This window comes from Xenophilus sp., assembly GCF_044462705.1.
GTDB classification, from domain to species: domain Bacteria; phylum Pseudomonadota; class Gammaproteobacteria; order Burkholderiales; family Burkholderiaceae_C; genus Xenophilus; species Xenophilus azovorans.
Map to the genome: position 1 here is coordinate 1 of NZ_JBIQNC010000129.1, position 15,194 is coordinate 15,194.

Below are 15,194 nucleotides of genomic sequence, written 5' to 3' on the forward strand. Positions count from 1 at the left end.
TGGGCAGCACGACGATGGCGGCCGGCACCATGTAGTCGGGCAGCGATGCGCCCAGCGCCTGGCGCAACTCCGCCGGCGAGAGCGCGGCGCCGCCCTGGGCGCTGACGTAGCCGACCAGGCGCAGGTCGCCGGGCACGTCCTCGCGCGCGATCACGGCGGCTTCGCCGACGCCGGCGCAGGCGGCCAGGCGGGCCTCGATCTCGCCCAGCTCGATGCGGAAGCCCCGCACCTTGACCTGGAAGTCGTTGCGACCGAGGTACTCCAGGCTGCCGTCGTTCAGGTAGCGGCCCAGGTCGCCCGTCTTGTACAGGCGGGCGCCCGCCTCGCCGGAGAAGGGGTCGGGGATGAAGCGCTCGGCGTTCAGCTCGGGCCGGTTCAGGTAGCCGCGCGCCACGCCGGCGCCGCCCACGTACAGCTCGCCCACCACGCCGATGGGTACCGGCCGGCGCTGCGCGTCGAGCACATGGATGGTGAGGTCGGGGATGCGCTCGCCGATGGGGCTGGTGCCGATGCGCTCGGCGTCCTGCGCGCTCAGCGGGCGGTAGGTCACGTGCACGGTGGTCTCGGTGATGCCGTACATGTTGACCAGTTGCGTGGCCTGGTTGGCCGCGCGCTGGTACCAGGGCCTGAGCATGCTGGGCTCCAGCTTCTCGCCGCCGAAGACCACGGTGCGCAGCCTGTGCCGCGCGCCCGGGCCGGCCTCGGCCTGCGCGGCCATCAGCTGGCGGAACGCGCTGGGCGTCTGGTTGAGCACCGTCACGCCCTCGTCGCACAGCAGCTGGTGGAAGGCCTGCGGGTCGCGGGTGGTGAGCTGCGGCACGATCACCAGCTGCCCGCCGTGCAGCAGCGCGCCCCAGATCTCCCACACCGAGAAGTCGAAGGCGAAGGAGTGGAACAGCGTCCACACGTCCTGCGCGCCGAAGTGGAACCAGGGCTGCGTCGCGCCGAACAGGCGGCTGACCTGCCGGTGCTCGACCAGCACGCCCTTGGGCACGCCGGTGGAGCCGGAGGTGTAGATCACATAGGCCAGGTGCGCGGGCGTGAGGCCCAGCGCGGCCGGGTCGGGGTCGTGCGCGGGCTGCGCGGCCAGCGTCGCGTCGTCCAGCAGGATCACCGGCGCGTCGCCCGGCGGCACGCGCGCGGCCAGGTGCGACTGCGTCAGCAGCGCCGCCGGCGCGCTGTCGCGCAGCATGTGGGCCAGGCGGTCGGCCGGGTAGGCCGGGTCCATCGGCACGTAGGCCGCGCCGGCCTTCAGGATGCCGAGCAGGGCGGCCAGCATCTCCACGCTGCGCTCGGCGCACAGGCCGACCAGGCTGTCGGGGCGCAGGCCGAGCGCCAGCAGGCGGTGGGCGATGCGGTTGGCCTGCGCGTTCAGCTCGCCGTAGCTGACGGTGCGCCCGTCCAGGCGCAGGGCGGGCGCCTGCGGCTGCGCCGCGGCCTGCCGCTCGAAACACACGTGCAGCAGCTCCTCGCGCGGCGCGCCCTCGGCGCGGCGGTTGAAGGCGGCCAGCAGTGCGCGGTCGGCCTCGCCGGGCGCGAAGGCCTGCGCCACCGTCAGCGCGGGATCGGCCGCGAAGCGCTCCAGGCCGGCGCGGAACAGGGCCAGCCAGCGCAGCACGCTGGCCTCGTCGAACAGGCCGGTGTTGTACTGGCACTCCAGCCGCAGGCCCTGCGCGGTCGGCGTGCAGTTGAGGAACAGCTCGAAGTTCTCGAAGTGGCGCGGGTTGGCCACGATGTCCACGGCCAGGCCGGGGAAGGCGCCGGCGGGCACCGCCGCCTCGCGGTCGAGGTTGAACACCACGCTCACCAGCGTGGGGCGGCTCGGGTCGCGCTGCAGCTGCAGCTTGCGCAGCAGCGTGCCGTAGGTCAGCGTCTGGTGCTCGAAGGCGTCGAGCAGCGTCGTGCCGGACTGCCGCACCAGCGCCTGCATCGCCATGCCCTGGTCGACCGCGATGCGGATCGGCAGCAGGTTCACGCAGTGGCCCACCAGCGTGGGCATGTCGTGCGCGGACTGGCCGGCGGCGGACACGCCGATCACCAGGTCGTCCTGCTGCGTGAGCCGGTGCACGGTGCCGGCGAAGGCGCCGAACAGCGTGGCGAACAGGCTGGCACCCGAGGCGGCGCCGCGCTGGCGCACCTGCTGCACCAGCGCCGCATCGACCAGCACGTCGACCCGGCGCGAGTCGAAGCCGCGCGTGGCCGGGCGCGGCCGGTCGGCGGGCAGGTCCACCACCGGCGCCTCGCCGCCGGCGAAGCGCTCGACCCAGAAGCGCGTGTGCGCCTCCATCTCCGGGCCCTGGGCCTCGATGCGTTCGCGCTGCACGTAGTCCTCGTAGCGGGCCGGCGCGGGCGCCAGGCCGCTGCCGTCGCCGCCCACGCCCTGTGCGTAGAGCAGGCCGATGTCCTCGATGACCTGGCCCCAGGACCAGCCGTCGCACACGATGTGGTGCGCGGTGAGCAGCAGCTCGTGAAGATCGGGCGCGCAGCGCAGCAGCACCGCCCGCAGCAGCGGGCCCTGCTCCAGGTCGAAGCGCGTCTCCACCGCCTCGGCGCGCGCCTGCGCCAGCGCCGCCTGGCGCGCGGCCTCGTCGAGCCCGGCGAGGTCGCGCAGCGGCAGCTCGCGCGGCGCCGGCTCGTCGATCAGGAGCTGCATGCCGTCGGCCGAGATCGTCGCGCGCAGCGATTCGTGGCGCGCCACCGTCTGCTCGATCGCCCGGCGCAGCGCATCGGCGTCCAGCGGGCCGCGCAGCACGAGGCTGACCGACTCGTTGTAGGCCAGCGAGGCCTGCGGCGCCAGGCGGTCGGCGAGCCACACCTCGCGCTGCGCCTCGGTCGTGGCGATGACGCGCTCGATCGCGCCGGCGGCGAAGGGGTCGAAGTCCAGGTCTTCGGCGGTGGCGGTGGTCGTGATGGTGCTCATGTCTTCCTCAGGCTTCGACGCGCTTGAACTTGCCGGGGGCGGCCGGGTCCGGCACGAACCAGGCGGGCTGGCCATCCTTGTCGCGGCCCAGGCGCGCATGCGGCACCGGCGGGCGCGCGGCGTCGAAGCCGCTTTGCGCGGGCGCCTTGCGCGGGATGAACTCGGCCTCCTGCAGCTCGGCCACCGCGGCCTTGAAGGCCGACTTGATGGTCGCGATGTCGTCGTGCGTGTGCGCCGTCGTCAGGAAGCAGGGGAAGTTGTCCAGGATGTGCACGCCGCGGCTGCGCATCATGGCGAACAGCAGGTCCTGCAGCGGGTGGTCTTCCAGCCAGGTCACGCGCCACAGCGAGGCGAAGTGCCGGATCTCGATGGGCGCGCCGACCTCGCGGCAGTAGGCCGTCAGCTCGTCGGCCAGCGCGGCGGTGTGCAGGTTGAGCTGGGTCTGCAGGCCCTCGCCGGCCTGCTTGAGGTGGTCGAGCGAGGCCTTGCAGGCGGCCAGCGCCAGCGGGTGCCGCACGAAGGTGCCGGCGAAGTAGGTCACGCCCACGGTGGGGATGGAGTCGTCGCCGTACTGCCAGGCGCCGCCGTCCAGCGCGTCCATGTACTCGCGCTTGCCGGCGATCACGCCGACCGGGAAGCCGCCGCCGATCACCTTGCCGTAGCTGGCCAGGTCGGCGCGGATGCCGAACAGCGCCTGCGCGCCGCCCAGGTGCGAGCGGAAGCCGGTGATCACCTCGTCGAAGATCAGGCAGATGCCGCTCTTCTCGGTGATGGCGCGCACCTCGCGCAGGAACTCGCGCGGCTGGAAGTCGGGCCGGCGGCTCTGCACCGGCTCGGTCAGCACCGCGGCCAGGTCGTCGGCATGGGTGCGGATGTATTCGAGCGATTCCGGCGTGCCGTAGTCCAGCACCCGCACGTCGCCGAACATGCCCGGCATGATCCCGGGCGCCGCCGGCAGGCCCTTGGCCTGGCGGCCGGCGCGCACCAGCACCTCGTCGAAGGTGCCGTGGTAGGCGCCCGAGAACACCACCACCGTGTTGCGGCCGGTGACGGTGCGCGCGATGCGCACGGCCGCCATCACTGCCTCGGAGCCGGTGTTGCACAGCGCGGCGCGGTCGAAGCCGGTCAGCTCGCAGATGCGCTGCGTGACCTCGGCGGCCAGCGGGTGCTGCGGGCCGATCTCGTAGCCCAGGTCGAGCTGTTTGCGCACCGCCTCCTGCACGAAGTCGGGCTGCCAGCCGAACAGGTTCATGCCGAAGCCGTTGAGCACGTCCACGTACTCGTTGCCGTCCAGGTCCCACAGGCGCGAGCCCTTGGAGCGCTCGATCACGATCTGGTAGGTGATCTCCTTGGTGGCCGGGCGGAAGCCGTTGACCACGCGCGGGTCGGCCATGTGGGCGCGGTTGTCCTGGGTGAAGGCCTTGCTCTTCGCCGTGCGCTCCACGTAGCGGCGCATGAAGGCATTCAGCCGCGCCTTCTGGCGCTCGGTCGGCTCCTTGCTCTGCGTGTGGATGCGCGCGATGGCGCCGAAGGCCTTCTTGACGTCGTACTGGATGGGCCGGGCCGGCTCTTCGTCGGCCGCGGCCGCGGCCACGGGGGCCGGCGCGGTGTTGGACGCCGGGGCCGCGGCGGAGCCCCCGTGCGTGGATTGCTCCACCGTCGGCACCGGCAGCGCGAGGCTGGCCGGTACCGACGGTGCCGCCGACAGCAAAGCGAGTTGCTGCTGCATGAGCTGCATCTGTTGTGCGATGACCTGCTGCACCAGCGTGCCGCCGGCGGCGGCCGGCACGGCCTGCATCGCGGGCAGGACCGGGGCCGGGGCGTTCTGCGGCAACGTCATGGCGGGCGCCGCCTGGACGGCCGGCGCCGCGGGCTGCGCGGGCGCGGCCTCCGGCGGCAGCGTGGCGTCGAGGAAGGCCGCCAGCGCCTCGAAGCTGCGATAGCTCTCCATCAACTGACGGAAGCTCAGGTTGACCTGGAAGCTCTTCTTCACCTGCAGCGCGGCCTGGGTGAGCGTCAGCGAGTCCAGGCCGATCTCGACGAAGGGCGCGGCGCTGTCGACATCGCCCATGTCGATGCCGGAGATGTCTTCGAACAGCGTGCGCAGGCGGGCGTCGAGGCTGGCCGTGCGGGAGGAGGTCGCGGCGGTGGAGGCGGTCATGGAGGGCTCCGTGGGAACGGGAAGGGGGACGGCGTCGGCAAAGGCGGCGGGCGGCGGCACCGCTGCTGCGGCCGGGGCGGCGGCGGGCGCGATGTCGACCCAGAAGCGCTTGCGCTCGAAGGGGTAGGTGGGCAGGCGCACGCGGCGCTTGCGCTGGCGCGTGTCGAACGCGCCCAGGTCGATCTCGGCGCCCAGCGTCCAGAGGCGGCCGGCGGCGAGCTTGAAGGCGGCGTCCTCGTCGTCGGGCCGGCTGCCGAGGACGGCGACGGCCTGCACCGGCTGCGCCTTCTGCGCATGCTGGCGCACCAGCGTCGCCAGCGTGCTGCGCGGCCCGAGTTCGACGAAGACCGGTTGCGCCAGCGTGTCGAGCAGGGCGCGCACGGCCGGCGAGAAGCGCACCGTCCCGCGCAGGTGGCGGCCCCAGTAGGCGGGGTCGGTCGCTTCCTCGGCGGCGAGCGGGCGGCCGGTCAGGGTGGAATGGATCGGCAGCGCCGGCGCGCACAGCGTGCAGGTGCGCACCAGCGCGGTGAAGGGCTCGACGGCCGGGTCCATCATGGCCGAGTGGAAGGCGTGCGAGGTCTGCAGCAGGCGCGCGGCGACGCCGCGGCGCTCCAGCTCGGCGCGCAGCGCCTCGACGGCGTCGGCGGGGCCGGCGGCGACGCAGGCGGTCGGGCCGTTGTCGCCGGCCAGGCTCACGCCTTCGGGCAGCAGCGGCAGCAGCTCCTGCGCGGGCAGGCGCACCGACAGCATGTCGCCCGGCGGCAGCGCCTGCATCAGCGCGCCGCGGCGGGCCACCAGGCGGGCCGCGTCGGCCAGGTCCATGACGCCGGCGATGACGGCGGCCGCGAACTCGCCCACGCTGTGGCCGACCAGCGCGGCCGGCTGCAGGCCCAGCGCGAGCGCGCGGCGGGCCAGCGCGTACTCGACGGCGAAGGTGGCCGGCTGCGTGACGGCGGTGGGCGCCAGCGCCTCCGGGTCGTCGCTGAACAGCTTCTCGCGCAGGTCGAAGTCGGTGACGCCCTCGAAGGCGGCGAGGCATTCGTCCAGCGCGGCGCGGAACAGCGCGTCCTGCGCATGCAGGCCGCGGCCCATGCCGGCGTACTGCGCGCCCTGGCCGGGGAACATGAACACGCACTGCGGCAGCCGCGTGCCGGGGGCGCCGACGGCGCGCCAGGGCGAGTCGGTGGCGCGCAGCGCCGCGACGGCGCCCGCAGGGTCGGCCGCCGCCACGCAGGCGCGGTGGGCGAAGGCCTTGCGGCCCACGCGCAGCGTGTGGGCGACGTCGGCCAGCGGCACCGATGCGCCGTGCCGCTCCAGGTGGTCCGCCAGGCGCACGCAGGCCGCAGCCAGCGCCGTGGGCGTGCGGGCGGAGAGCACGAGCATCTGCGCGCCCGCGCCTTCCTCGGACGGCGGCGGCTCGGGCGCCTCTTCCACGATCAGGTGCGCGTTGGTGCCGCCCACGCCCATGGCGCTGATGCCGGCGCGGCGCGGCCTGCCCTCGACGCGCGGCCAGGGCGTCAGCCGGTCGTTGACGCGCAGGTGGGCGCCGTCCAGGTCCATCGCCGGGTTGGGCGCGGTGAAGTGCAGCGAGGGCGGCAGCGCCTGCTCGTGCAGCGCCAGCGCGGTCTTGATCGTCGCGCCGACGCCGGCGGCGATCACCATGTGGCCGACGTTGCTCTTGAGCGAGCCCAGCGCGTAGCGGCCGGCCTCGGGCGCGTGGCGGCCGTAGGTGCGCGCCAGGCCCTCGACCTCGATCGGGTCGCCCATCGGCGTGGCGGTGCCGTGCGCCTCCAGGTACGAGATGCTCGCGGCCGGCACGCCGGCGCAGGCCAGGGCGGATTCGATCATGCGCACCTGGCCGTCGACGCTGGGCGCGGTGAAGCTGGCCTTGGCGCCGCCGTCGTTGTTGATGGCAGCGCCGCGCAGCACCGCGTAGATGGTGTCGCCGTCGCGCTGCGCATCCGACAGGCGCTTGAGCAGCACCACGCCCGCGCCGTCGCTGAAGACCGTGCCCTGCGCGTTCGCGTCGAAGCTGCGCGTGTGCCCGTCGGGCGAAAGCATCGAGCCTTCCTGGTAGAGGTAGCCGCTGCGCGGCGGGCAGGTGACCGACACGCCGCCGGCCAGCGCCATGTCGCACTGGCGGCTGCGCAGCGCATGGAAGGCGGTGGCGATGGCCACCAGCGAGGTCGAGCAGGCGGTGTGCACGCTGACGGCCGGGCCGGTGAGATTGAGCCGGTTGGCGGTGCGGGTGGTGATGTAGTCCTTCTCGTTGGCCAGCATCACCTGGAACTCGCCCACGGCCTCGATCAAATCGGGCCGCGTCGCCACGTGGCGCTGGAAGTACGAGGCGTTGTACATGCCGGCGTACACGCCGACGCTGCCCGGCGCCTGGTCGGGCACGTAGCCGGCGCGCTCCAGGCATTCCCAGCAGATCTCCAGGAACAGGCGCTGCTGCGGGTCCATCAGCTGCGCCTCCTTCGGGTTGATGCCGAAGAAGGCGGCGTCGAAGTCCTCCACGCCGTCGATCACGCCGCGGGCGCGCACGTAGGCCGGGTCGGCGCGCAGCGCGGCGCTCACGCCGGCGTCCAGCGCGGCGTCGTCGAAGAAGGTGATGGTCTCGCGGCCGGCCAGCAGGTTGTCCCAGAAGCCTTCCACGTCGGCCGCGCCGGGGAAGCGGCCGGCCATGCCGACCAGGGCGATCGGCTCCAGCGCATCGGGCTGCGCGCGGCGCACGACAGCGGCGGGCGCGGGGGCGTCGGCCGGTGCCAGCGCCGGTGCGATGGCGCGCGGCGTCGGGTCCTGGAACAGCAGCGTGGTGGTCAGCGGCCGCGCGGCCAGCGGCTGCAGCAGGGCGATCACGCGCAGCACGCGCAGCGAGTCGCCGCCGAGGTCGAAGAAGTTGTCGTTGCGGCCGACGGCGTCCAGTTCTAGCACCTGGGCGAAGGCGTCGCAGACCTGCTGCTCGGCCGGGCTGCGCGCCTCCTCGTAGGGCTGGGCCATCTCGGGCCGCTGGCGCGAGGGCGCGGGCAGCGCGCGGCGGTCCAGCTTGCCGTTGGGCGTGACGGGAAGTTCCGCCAGCCACACCTGCGCCGAGGGGATCATCGGCTCGGGCAGCGTCGCCGCGAGGTGGGCGCGCAGCACCGGCCAGGCGGCCGGCTCGCCCTGCGCGACGAGGTAGGCCACCAGCCGGATCTGGCCCTGCGCGTCCTGGCGCGGCACCACCGCGCAGGAGCGCACGGCCGGATGGGCCAGCAGCGCGGCCTCGATCTCGCCGACTTCGATGCGATGGCCGCGGATCTTGACCTGCCCGTCGATGCGGCCGACGAACTCCACCGTGCCGTCGGGCAGCCAGCGCGCATGGTCGCCCGTGCGGTACAGGCGCTCGCCGGGTGCGCCCCACGGGTCGTCCACGAAGCGTTCCGCCGTCAGGTCGGGCCGGCCGAGGTAGCCGTGCGCCAGGCCGCGCCCGCCGATGCACAGCTCGCCCACGCAGCCGGGCGGCAGCAGTTCCAGCGAGGGACCGAGCACGCGCAGCACCGTGTGGCTGATCGGCCGGCCGATCGGCACCGAGCGCGCATCGGCCGGCAGTTCGCGCGGGATGCGGTGCACCGCGGCGAAGGTGGTGCATTCGGTCGGCCCGTAGCCGTTGAAGAGGGTGGTGTCGGGCAGCGCGTCCAGCGCGCGGCGCACGTGCGGCACCGACAGCGCCTCGCCGCCCGTCAGCAACTGGCGCAGGCCCGCCAGATGGGCCGGGTCGTCGTCCACCACGGCGTTGAACAGGCCCGCCGTGAGCCAGGCGGTCTGCACGCCGTGGTGCGCGATGGTGCGGCGCAGGCCGGGGCCGGTGGGCACCGTCTCGTCGTGCACCACGCACTCGCCGCCGTGGAGCAGCGGGCCCCAGATCTCCAGCGTCGAGGCGTCGAAGCCCAGCGGCGCCGCATGCAGCACGACCGGGAAGCGCGGCAGGTCCACGTACTGCGCATCGACCACCAGGCGCAGGATCGCGCGGTGGCTGATCTCGATGCCCTTGGGCGTGCCGGTGGAGCCGGAGGTGTACATGACGTAGGCGACGGCCTCGCCGCCTGCTGCGGCATCGGCCGCCGGCGCCGGGCCGGCGCACAGGGCATCGACGTCGAGCACCTCGGCCTGCGCCGGCAGCGCCAGGGTGTCGCCGGCGCGGGCGATCACGTGCCGCACCTGCCCGTCGCGCAGCATGAAGGCCAGGCGCTCGGCCGGCAGGCCGGCCTCCAGCGGGAAGTAGGCGGCGCCGGCCTTGAGGATGCCCAGCACCGAGACCACGGCCGCGGCCGAACGGCCCAGCGCCACGCCGACGCGCTCGCCGGCCTGCACGCCCGCGGCCCGCAGGCCGGCGGCCAGGCAGCCGGCGCGATGGTCCAACTCCGCATAGGTCAGGCGGCTGCCGTCGGCGGCGTCCGTCAGCGCGATGGCTTCGGGGTGCAGGCGCACCTGCTGGGCGAACAGCCCGTGGACGGTGGCTGAGGGGTCGGCTGGCGCCACCGGCTGGTTCCACTGGTTCAGCAAGCGGTCTTGTTGCGGCGGAGGCAGCAGGGGCAGGCTGTCCAGCGGCGCGTCGGCGGGCGCGTCGACCAGCGCGGCGGCCAGCCCGGCCACGGCCTCCAGCACGGCCAGGGCGGCGTGCGGGTCGAGCAGCGCATCGTCGTGCTCGAGGGCCAGCGCCGGCTGCGGGCCGGGCGTGAAGACGAGGCGCAGGCGGGCGGCCGCCTCGGCCCCGGCGCGGCGCAGCCGCTCGGCCTGGTCGAGCCAGGCGCCGCAGCCGGGCCCTTCGGTGCCGGCGGTCCGGCCCATCCATCGGGCTGCCGCCCAGGACCAGGCGGCGGCATGGGGCGTGTCCTCGGCCAGGCCGCGCTCGCGCGCCCGGAGGGCGACGGCCTGCACCGCCGGCGCGTCCAGCGCAAGGGCGACGCGGCGCCGGCCGGCGCCCGCCGCCGTGCCCAGCATGTCCATCAGTGCGGCTTCGAGGCCCGAAAGGCCGTCCGCCAAGGCAGAAACGAGGGTGTGCATGGCTCAGATGTCCGAATCTGGTCCCGCTTGTCTCGGGCACCCAGGGCCGCGTCATCCCGGGCCGGTTCGGCGCCCGCGGTGCGACACAAAGGTGAATCAGGAGGCATGGGTGTTACATAAATACTTACATTGAAACCCAGTATCCCCCAGTTTCTGTAAAAAATGAATACCAAAAGCTGACATATGCCCTTGCGCCTATGTGCCCGGCCTGCCCCCGATGGGTGACAAAAGTCACATCGACGGCCGCGGCAGGGCCGCCGGGCGCGCGGGCCGGGCTTTCGAAAGGGTGGGGAAGGGGCCGGCCTCAGCCGGCGGTGGTGTCGTCCAGCGAGGCCTGGAGATGGGCCGCATCGCCCCAGCCGACCAGCGACAGGCCCTGGGGCGTCCACAGCAGCCGGTTGATGGCGGCATTGCCGAGCAGCCAGGTGCGCGGCGCCTGCAGATCCTGGCGGGTGGCGGCGCGGTAGAGCACGTCCAGCACCCCGCCGTGGGCGACCAGCACCACCAGTTGGCCGACGTGCCGCGCCGCCAGGTCGTGGGCGGCGGTGGTGATCCGCGCGCGGAAGTCGATCAGGCTCTCGCCCCCCTCGGGCGGCGCGAAGCCCGGGTCGCGCTGCCGCCAGCGCAGCGCCATGCCGGGCTCGGCCGCCTCGATCTCGGCGAAGGTGCGGCCCTCGAACCGGCCGAAGGCCCGCTCCCGCAGGCGGGCGTCGGCCGTGGGCGCGACCGGCTCGGCCTGCGCCCGGGCGATGGCCTGGGCCGTTTCCCAGGCGCGCCGCAGGTCGCTCGAATAGATGGCCGCCACCGGTTCGCCGGCCAGCGCCTCGCCGGCCCGGGCGGCCTGCCAGCGGCCGATGTCGTTGAGCGGGATGTCCAGATGGCCCTGGATGCGGGTGTCGACGTTCCAGGCTGTCTCGCCATGGCGCACGGCGATCAGTCGGGTGGCTTCCATGGCGGGGATTCTAGAAAGCCCGCCTCGCCATGCTGCAGTGCGGGATCGCGTCAGCGCGGCGCCGGGGGCGGCGGCGCCTTTTTGCCGCCGATCTCGACGTCCACCCGGCGCTCGCCCTGCGGCGGGTGCGGGAAGCCCTGCAGCGCGGCGCGGAACATCGCCGGCAGCACGGCGCGGCTGTCGCCGTAGGGGCCCTCGTGGCGGGCGCGCGTCTCGTAGACCACCTCGTTGCCGGGCAGGGCGCGCAGCACGACGCTGACCTCGCGGTCGAACCAGGTGTCGGCCGGCGGCAGCCAGGCCGGGCCGAAGGGGCCGCCGTACCAGCCCGGGCCGTGCCAGGGGCGGTAGCGGTAGTAGCCGGGGCCCCAGTACCACGGGTCGGCCCAGGGCGAGAGTTCGGTGTCGACCCGGGCGCCGACCTGAACGCTGTAGCGCGGGGCCGCATCGTCGCGGCGCAGGCCCGCGGAGGCCAGCGCCGGCTCGGCCATGGCCTCCAGTTCGGCCTGCGCCTCGGGGCGGGCCTGCTGCGAGGGCAGGCGCTCGAAGCGGTAGGTGGCATCGGCCGGCACCGTGGCCGGCAGGGCCGAGAAGCTGTGGACCTGGCTGTCCACCGTCCAGGAGGTGGCGCAGCCGCCCAGGGCCAGGGTGGCGGCGAGCAGGAGGGGTGCCGGTGCGGATCGCATGGGAGGTCGAAGGCAGGTTCGTTGCACGGCCGCCCCGTCCGGCGCGCCGTGCCTACAGGCGGACCACCTGGAGGCCGGGCAGGGTGCCGGGCGCCGCGTCGGGCAGCTCGGGCGGGTCGAAGGCGCGGTCGCCGTTCTCGTCGGCCACGCCGGTCGGGGTGAGAGCCTTGAAGTCGTGCAGCGTTCCGTCCAGCAGGTGCGAAGGCGTCACGTTCTGCAACGCGCGGAACATGTTCTCGATGCGGCCCGGGTGCTTGCGCTCCCACTCGCGCAGCATGTCGGCCACCACCTGGCGCTGCAGGTTCTCCTGGCTGCCGCACAGGTTGCACGGGATGATGGGGAAGGCGCGGTGCTGCGCCCAGCGCACCAGGTCCTTCTCGGGCACGTAGGCCAGCGGGCGGATCACCACGTGCCGGCCGTCGTCGCTCACCAGCTTGGGCGGCATGGCCTTGAGCTTGGCGGCGAAGAACATGTTGAGGAAGAAGGTCGCCAGGATGTCGTCGCGGTGGTGGCCCAGCGCGATCTTGGTGGCGCCCAGCTCGTCGGCCACGCGGTAGAGGATGCCCCGGCGCAGGCGCGAGCACAGGCCGCAGGTGGTCTTGCCCTCGGGCACCACGCGCTTGACGATGCTGTAGGTGTCTTGCTCTTCGATGTGGAAGGGCACCCCCACCTGGCGCAGGTACGCGGGCAGCACGTCCTCCGGGAAGCCGGGCTGCTTCTGGTCGAGGTTGACGGCGATCAGGTCGAAGTGCACCGGCGCGCGGGCCTTGAGCTTCAGCAGGATGTCGAGCATCCCGTAGCTGTCCTTGCCGCCCGACAGGCACACCATCACCTTGTCGCCGGCCTCGATCATGTTGTATTCGCCGATGGCGCGGCCGACCTCGCGGCACAGGCGCTTCTCGAGCTTGTGCGCCTCGCGCTCGATCTTCGGGCTCGCGGCGGCGGCTTCTTCCGTCCAGACGGCGTGCATGGAGAAGCCTTCGCCCTGACGGGCTGCGGCGCGAGCGCCTTCGGGCGGCCGGGCGGCACTCATCTCATTTGCTTCCGAATACTTCGACGCCCACCGCCTCGCAGTCGGGATACACGTCGGGCTTCTGCGTCGACACGCGCGCCGCCTGCACCTTGGGGTGCGCCAGCATCTGCGCCAGCAGGTCGTCGCACAGCGTCTCCTGCAGGTGGATGTGGCCCTTGGACAGGCGCTGCGCCACCGTGCGGCGGATGAAGTCGTAGTCGACCACCTCGTCCAGCTCGTCGGCCTTCGGCGTGGACAGCGCCAGCGGGATGTACAGGTCCACGTTGATCAGCACGCGCTGCTCGGCGCGCTTCTCGAAGTCGTGCACGCCGATGTTGATCCACACCTCGTAGTCGCGCAGGAACAGGCGCCGGCAGCTCGTCAGCAGGGGGTCGATGGCGGTCATGGGGATGGAGGGTGTTTCAGCAGTTCGTCGACGACGAACATGATGTCGCGCGGCAGGGGCACGAGGTGCTGCCCATTGTCGACGCTCAGCGTGGTGCCCGTGACGCTCGGGGTCTCTGCCAGGAAGACGCAGGCCCTGGCCACGTCGGCCGGGTCGATCGGCCGGCGCAGCAGGTTGGCGCGCGAGGCGAGGGCGAAGTTCGCCTCGTCCTGCGGGCCGCTCGGGTAGAGGATGCCCGGCGCCACGCCGCACACCCGCACCCGCGGCGCCAGCGACTGCGCCTGCAGCGCCACCGCGCGCTCCAGCGCCAGCTTGGAGACGGTGTAGGAGAAGTAGTCCGGGTTCAGGTTGTAGACCTTCTGGTCCAGCACGTGGATGGCGCTGCATTCGTGCGTGCCGGGCTGGGCGCCGAGCAGGCGCGCCAGGTCCAGCGGGGCGACCAGGTTCACGCCGATCTGGCGCAGCGCCGCCCCGTTGTCGAAGTCCGCGCCCGTGTCGGGCTCGAAGGCCGAGGCGTTGTTGACCACACAGGCCAGCGGCGCCTCGGCCGCGACCTGGCCGAAAAGCGCGCGGCGCCCGGCCTCGGTGGTGATGTCGGCCGCCACGGCGCGCACGTCCAGGCCCTCGGCGCCCAGCCGCTGCGCCAGCGCCTGCGCCTCGGCGCCGGAGGCGCGGTACTGGCACCACACCCGCCAGTCGGCGCGCGCGAAGGCCTCGCACACCGCGGCGCCCAGGCGGCGTGCGCCGCCGGTCACCAGCACGGCGCGGCGGTCGGGAGATGGAAGAGGGGAAGACATCGCTCTCGATAATGCCCGGATGACGCAGGAGCCCGGCGCGCACGGCGCCACCCCCTCGGACCGGATGGCCCGGATTATCGATGCCGCCCTCGCCCGCGACGGCGGCTGGCTGCCCTTCGACCGCTTCATGGCGCTGGCGCTGTACGCGCCCGGCGCCGGCTACTACGCGCACGGCAGCCGTCAGTTCGGCCACATGCCCGCGTCGGGCAGCGACTTCGTCACCGCGCCCGAGCTGACGCCGCTGTTCGGCCGCGCGCTGGCCGTGCAGGTGGCCGAGGCGCTGGCGCAGACCGGCACCGGCGAGGTGTGGGAGTTCGGCGCCGGCTCCGGCGCGCTGGCCGCGCAACTGCTGGAGACATTGGGCGAACGTGTGGCGCGCTACACCATCGTCGACCTCTCCGGCAGCCTGCGCGAGCGCCAGCGGCAGACCCTGGCCGCCTGGGGCGGCAAGGTGCGCTGGGCCGGCGAACTGCCCGACCGCTTCGACGGCGTCGTGGTGGGCAACGAGGTGCTCGACGCCATGCCCGTCAAGCTGCTGGTGCGCCGGTCGGGCCGGTGGCACGAGCGCGGCGTGGTCCGCACTCCCGGCGGCGCGCTCGCCTGGGAAGACCGGTCCACCGCGCTGCGTCCGCCGGTGGAGATCGAGAGCGACCACGACTACCTGACCGAGATCCACCCCCAGGCGCGCGCCTGGACCGCCACCCTGGCCGAGCGCCTGGCGCGCGGCGCGGTGTTCCTGCTCGACTACGGCTTCCCGGAAGCCGAGTACTACCATCCGCAGCGCCACATGGGCACGGTGATGTGCCACCAGGGCCACCTGGCCGACGACAACCCGCTGGTGGCCGTGGGCGGCAAGGACATCACCGCGCACGTCGACTTCACCGGCATCGCGCTGGCCGGCCAGGACGCCGGCCTGCACGTGCTCGGCTACACCAGCCAGGCGCGCTTCCTCCTCAACTGCGGCCTGCCCGACCTGATGGCACAGGCCGACGCCGCGCAGCGCGCCATGGCGGCGCGCCTGATCCACGAGCACGAGATGGGCGAACTGTTCAAGGTGATCGGCTTCGCCGCCGCCGGCAGCACGCCCTGGGACGCCGTGGGCTTCCGCGCGGGCGACCGCAGCCACGCGCTGTAGCGGTGCCGTGCGTCCGGCGACGTTCGATCTGGAATCAATTGTTTGCAGTCTGAGATCCCCTCGAATGGGGATTCAGGTGGGTGCG

The 15,194-nt window shown here is 73.5% G+C and carries 8 protein-coding genes; 1 reads left to right on the forward strand and 7 read right to left on the reverse strand.

The window, feature by feature from the left end; genetic code table 11:
* From ACIY1X_RS17770 to ACIY1X_RS17800, 7 genes are all read right to left on the reverse strand, one after another.
* A partial coding sequence (locus ACIY1X_RS17770; RefSeq protein WP_399682974.1) for an amino acid adenylation domain-containing protein occupies window positions 1-2,920 on the reverse strand: 2,920 nt, incomplete at its 3' end.
* Window positions 2,921-2,927: 7 nt separating this feature from the next.
* On the reverse strand, window positions 2,928-10,124 hold the full coding sequence (locus ACIY1X_RS17775) for an amino acid adenylation domain-containing protein (RefSeq protein WP_399682977.1): 7,197 nt from the start codon (window positions 10,122-10,124) through the stop codon (window positions 2,928-2,930).
* Window positions 10,125-10,428: 304 nt separating this feature from the next.
* On the reverse strand, window positions 10,429-11,076 hold the full coding sequence (locus tag ACIY1X_RS17780; protein ID WP_038210563.1) for a histidine phosphatase family protein: 648 nt from the start codon (window positions 11,074-11,076) through the stop codon (window positions 10,429-10,431).
* Between the two features lie 50 nt (window positions 11,077-11,126).
* The gene (locus ACIY1X_RS17785; protein ID WP_038210565.1) at window positions 11,127-11,759 is read right to left on the reverse strand and encodes a DUF4136 domain-containing protein; all 633 of its coding nucleotides are present in this window, start codon (window positions 11,757-11,759) and stop codon (window positions 11,127-11,129) included.
* 52 nt (window positions 11,760-11,811) lie between these two features.
* Window positions 11,812-12,729, reverse strand: a complete 918-nt coding sequence (gene ttcA, locus ACIY1X_RS17790; RefSeq protein WP_399682980.1) for a tRNA 2-thiocytidine(32) synthetase TtcA — start codon at window positions 12,727-12,729, stop codon at window positions 11,812-11,814.
* Between the two features lie 64 nt (window positions 12,730-12,793).
* Window positions 12,794-13,177, reverse strand: a complete 384-nt coding sequence (locus ACIY1X_RS17795; protein ID WP_038210567.1) for a dihydroneopterin aldolase — start codon at window positions 13,175-13,177, stop codon at window positions 12,794-12,796.
* The gene (locus ACIY1X_RS17800) at window positions 13,174-13,974 is read right to left on the reverse strand and encodes an SDR family oxidoreductase (RefSeq protein ID WP_038210569.1); all 801 of its coding nucleotides are present in this window, start codon (window positions 13,972-13,974) and stop codon (window positions 13,174-13,176) included. Before ACIY1X_RS17800 ends, ACIY1X_RS17795 begins: the two co-directional genes overlap by 4 nt.
* Window positions 13,975-13,993: 19 nt before the next feature.
* Between ACIY1X_RS17800 and ACIY1X_RS17805 the strand changes: the two genes are divergently transcribed.
* Window positions 13,994-15,109, forward strand: a complete 1,116-nt coding sequence (locus ACIY1X_RS17805; RefSeq protein ID WP_038210570.1) for an SAM-dependent methyltransferase — start codon at window positions 13,994-13,996, stop codon at window positions 15,107-15,109.
* Window positions 15,110-15,194: the final 85 nt, after the last annotated feature.

What these genes read in the sequence shown, in the direction of transcription:
- ACIY1X_RS17775 (WP_399682977.1), bottom strand. Translation starts at nt 10,124, where the DNA reads ATGCACACCCTCGTTTCTGCCTTGGCGGACGGCCTTTCGGGCCTCGAA.
- ACIY1X_RS17780 (WP_038210563.1), bottom strand. Translation starts at nt 11,076, where the DNA reads ATGGAAGCCACCCGACTGATCGCCGTGCGCCATGGCGAGACAGCCTGG.
- ACIY1X_RS17785 (WP_038210565.1), bottom strand. Translation starts at nt 11,759, where the DNA reads ATGCGATCCGCACCGGCACCCCTCCTGCTCGCCGCCACCCTGGCCCTG.
- ttcA (WP_399682980.1), bottom strand. Translation starts at nt 12,729, where the DNA reads ATGCACGCCGTCTGGACGGAAGAAGCCGCCGCCGCGAGCCCGAAGATC.
- ACIY1X_RS17795 (WP_038210567.1), bottom strand. Translation starts at nt 13,177, where the DNA reads ATGACCGCCATCGACCCCCTGCTGACGAGCTGCCGGCGCCTGTTCCTG.
- ACIY1X_RS17800 (WP_038210569.1), bottom strand. Translation starts at nt 13,974, where the DNA reads ATGTCTTCCCCTCTTCCATCTCCCGACCGCCGCGCCGTGCTGGTGACC.
- ACIY1X_RS17805 (WP_038210570.1), top strand. Translation starts at nt 13,994, where the DNA reads ATGACGCAGGAGCCCGGCGCGCACGGCGCCACCCCCTCGGACCGGATG.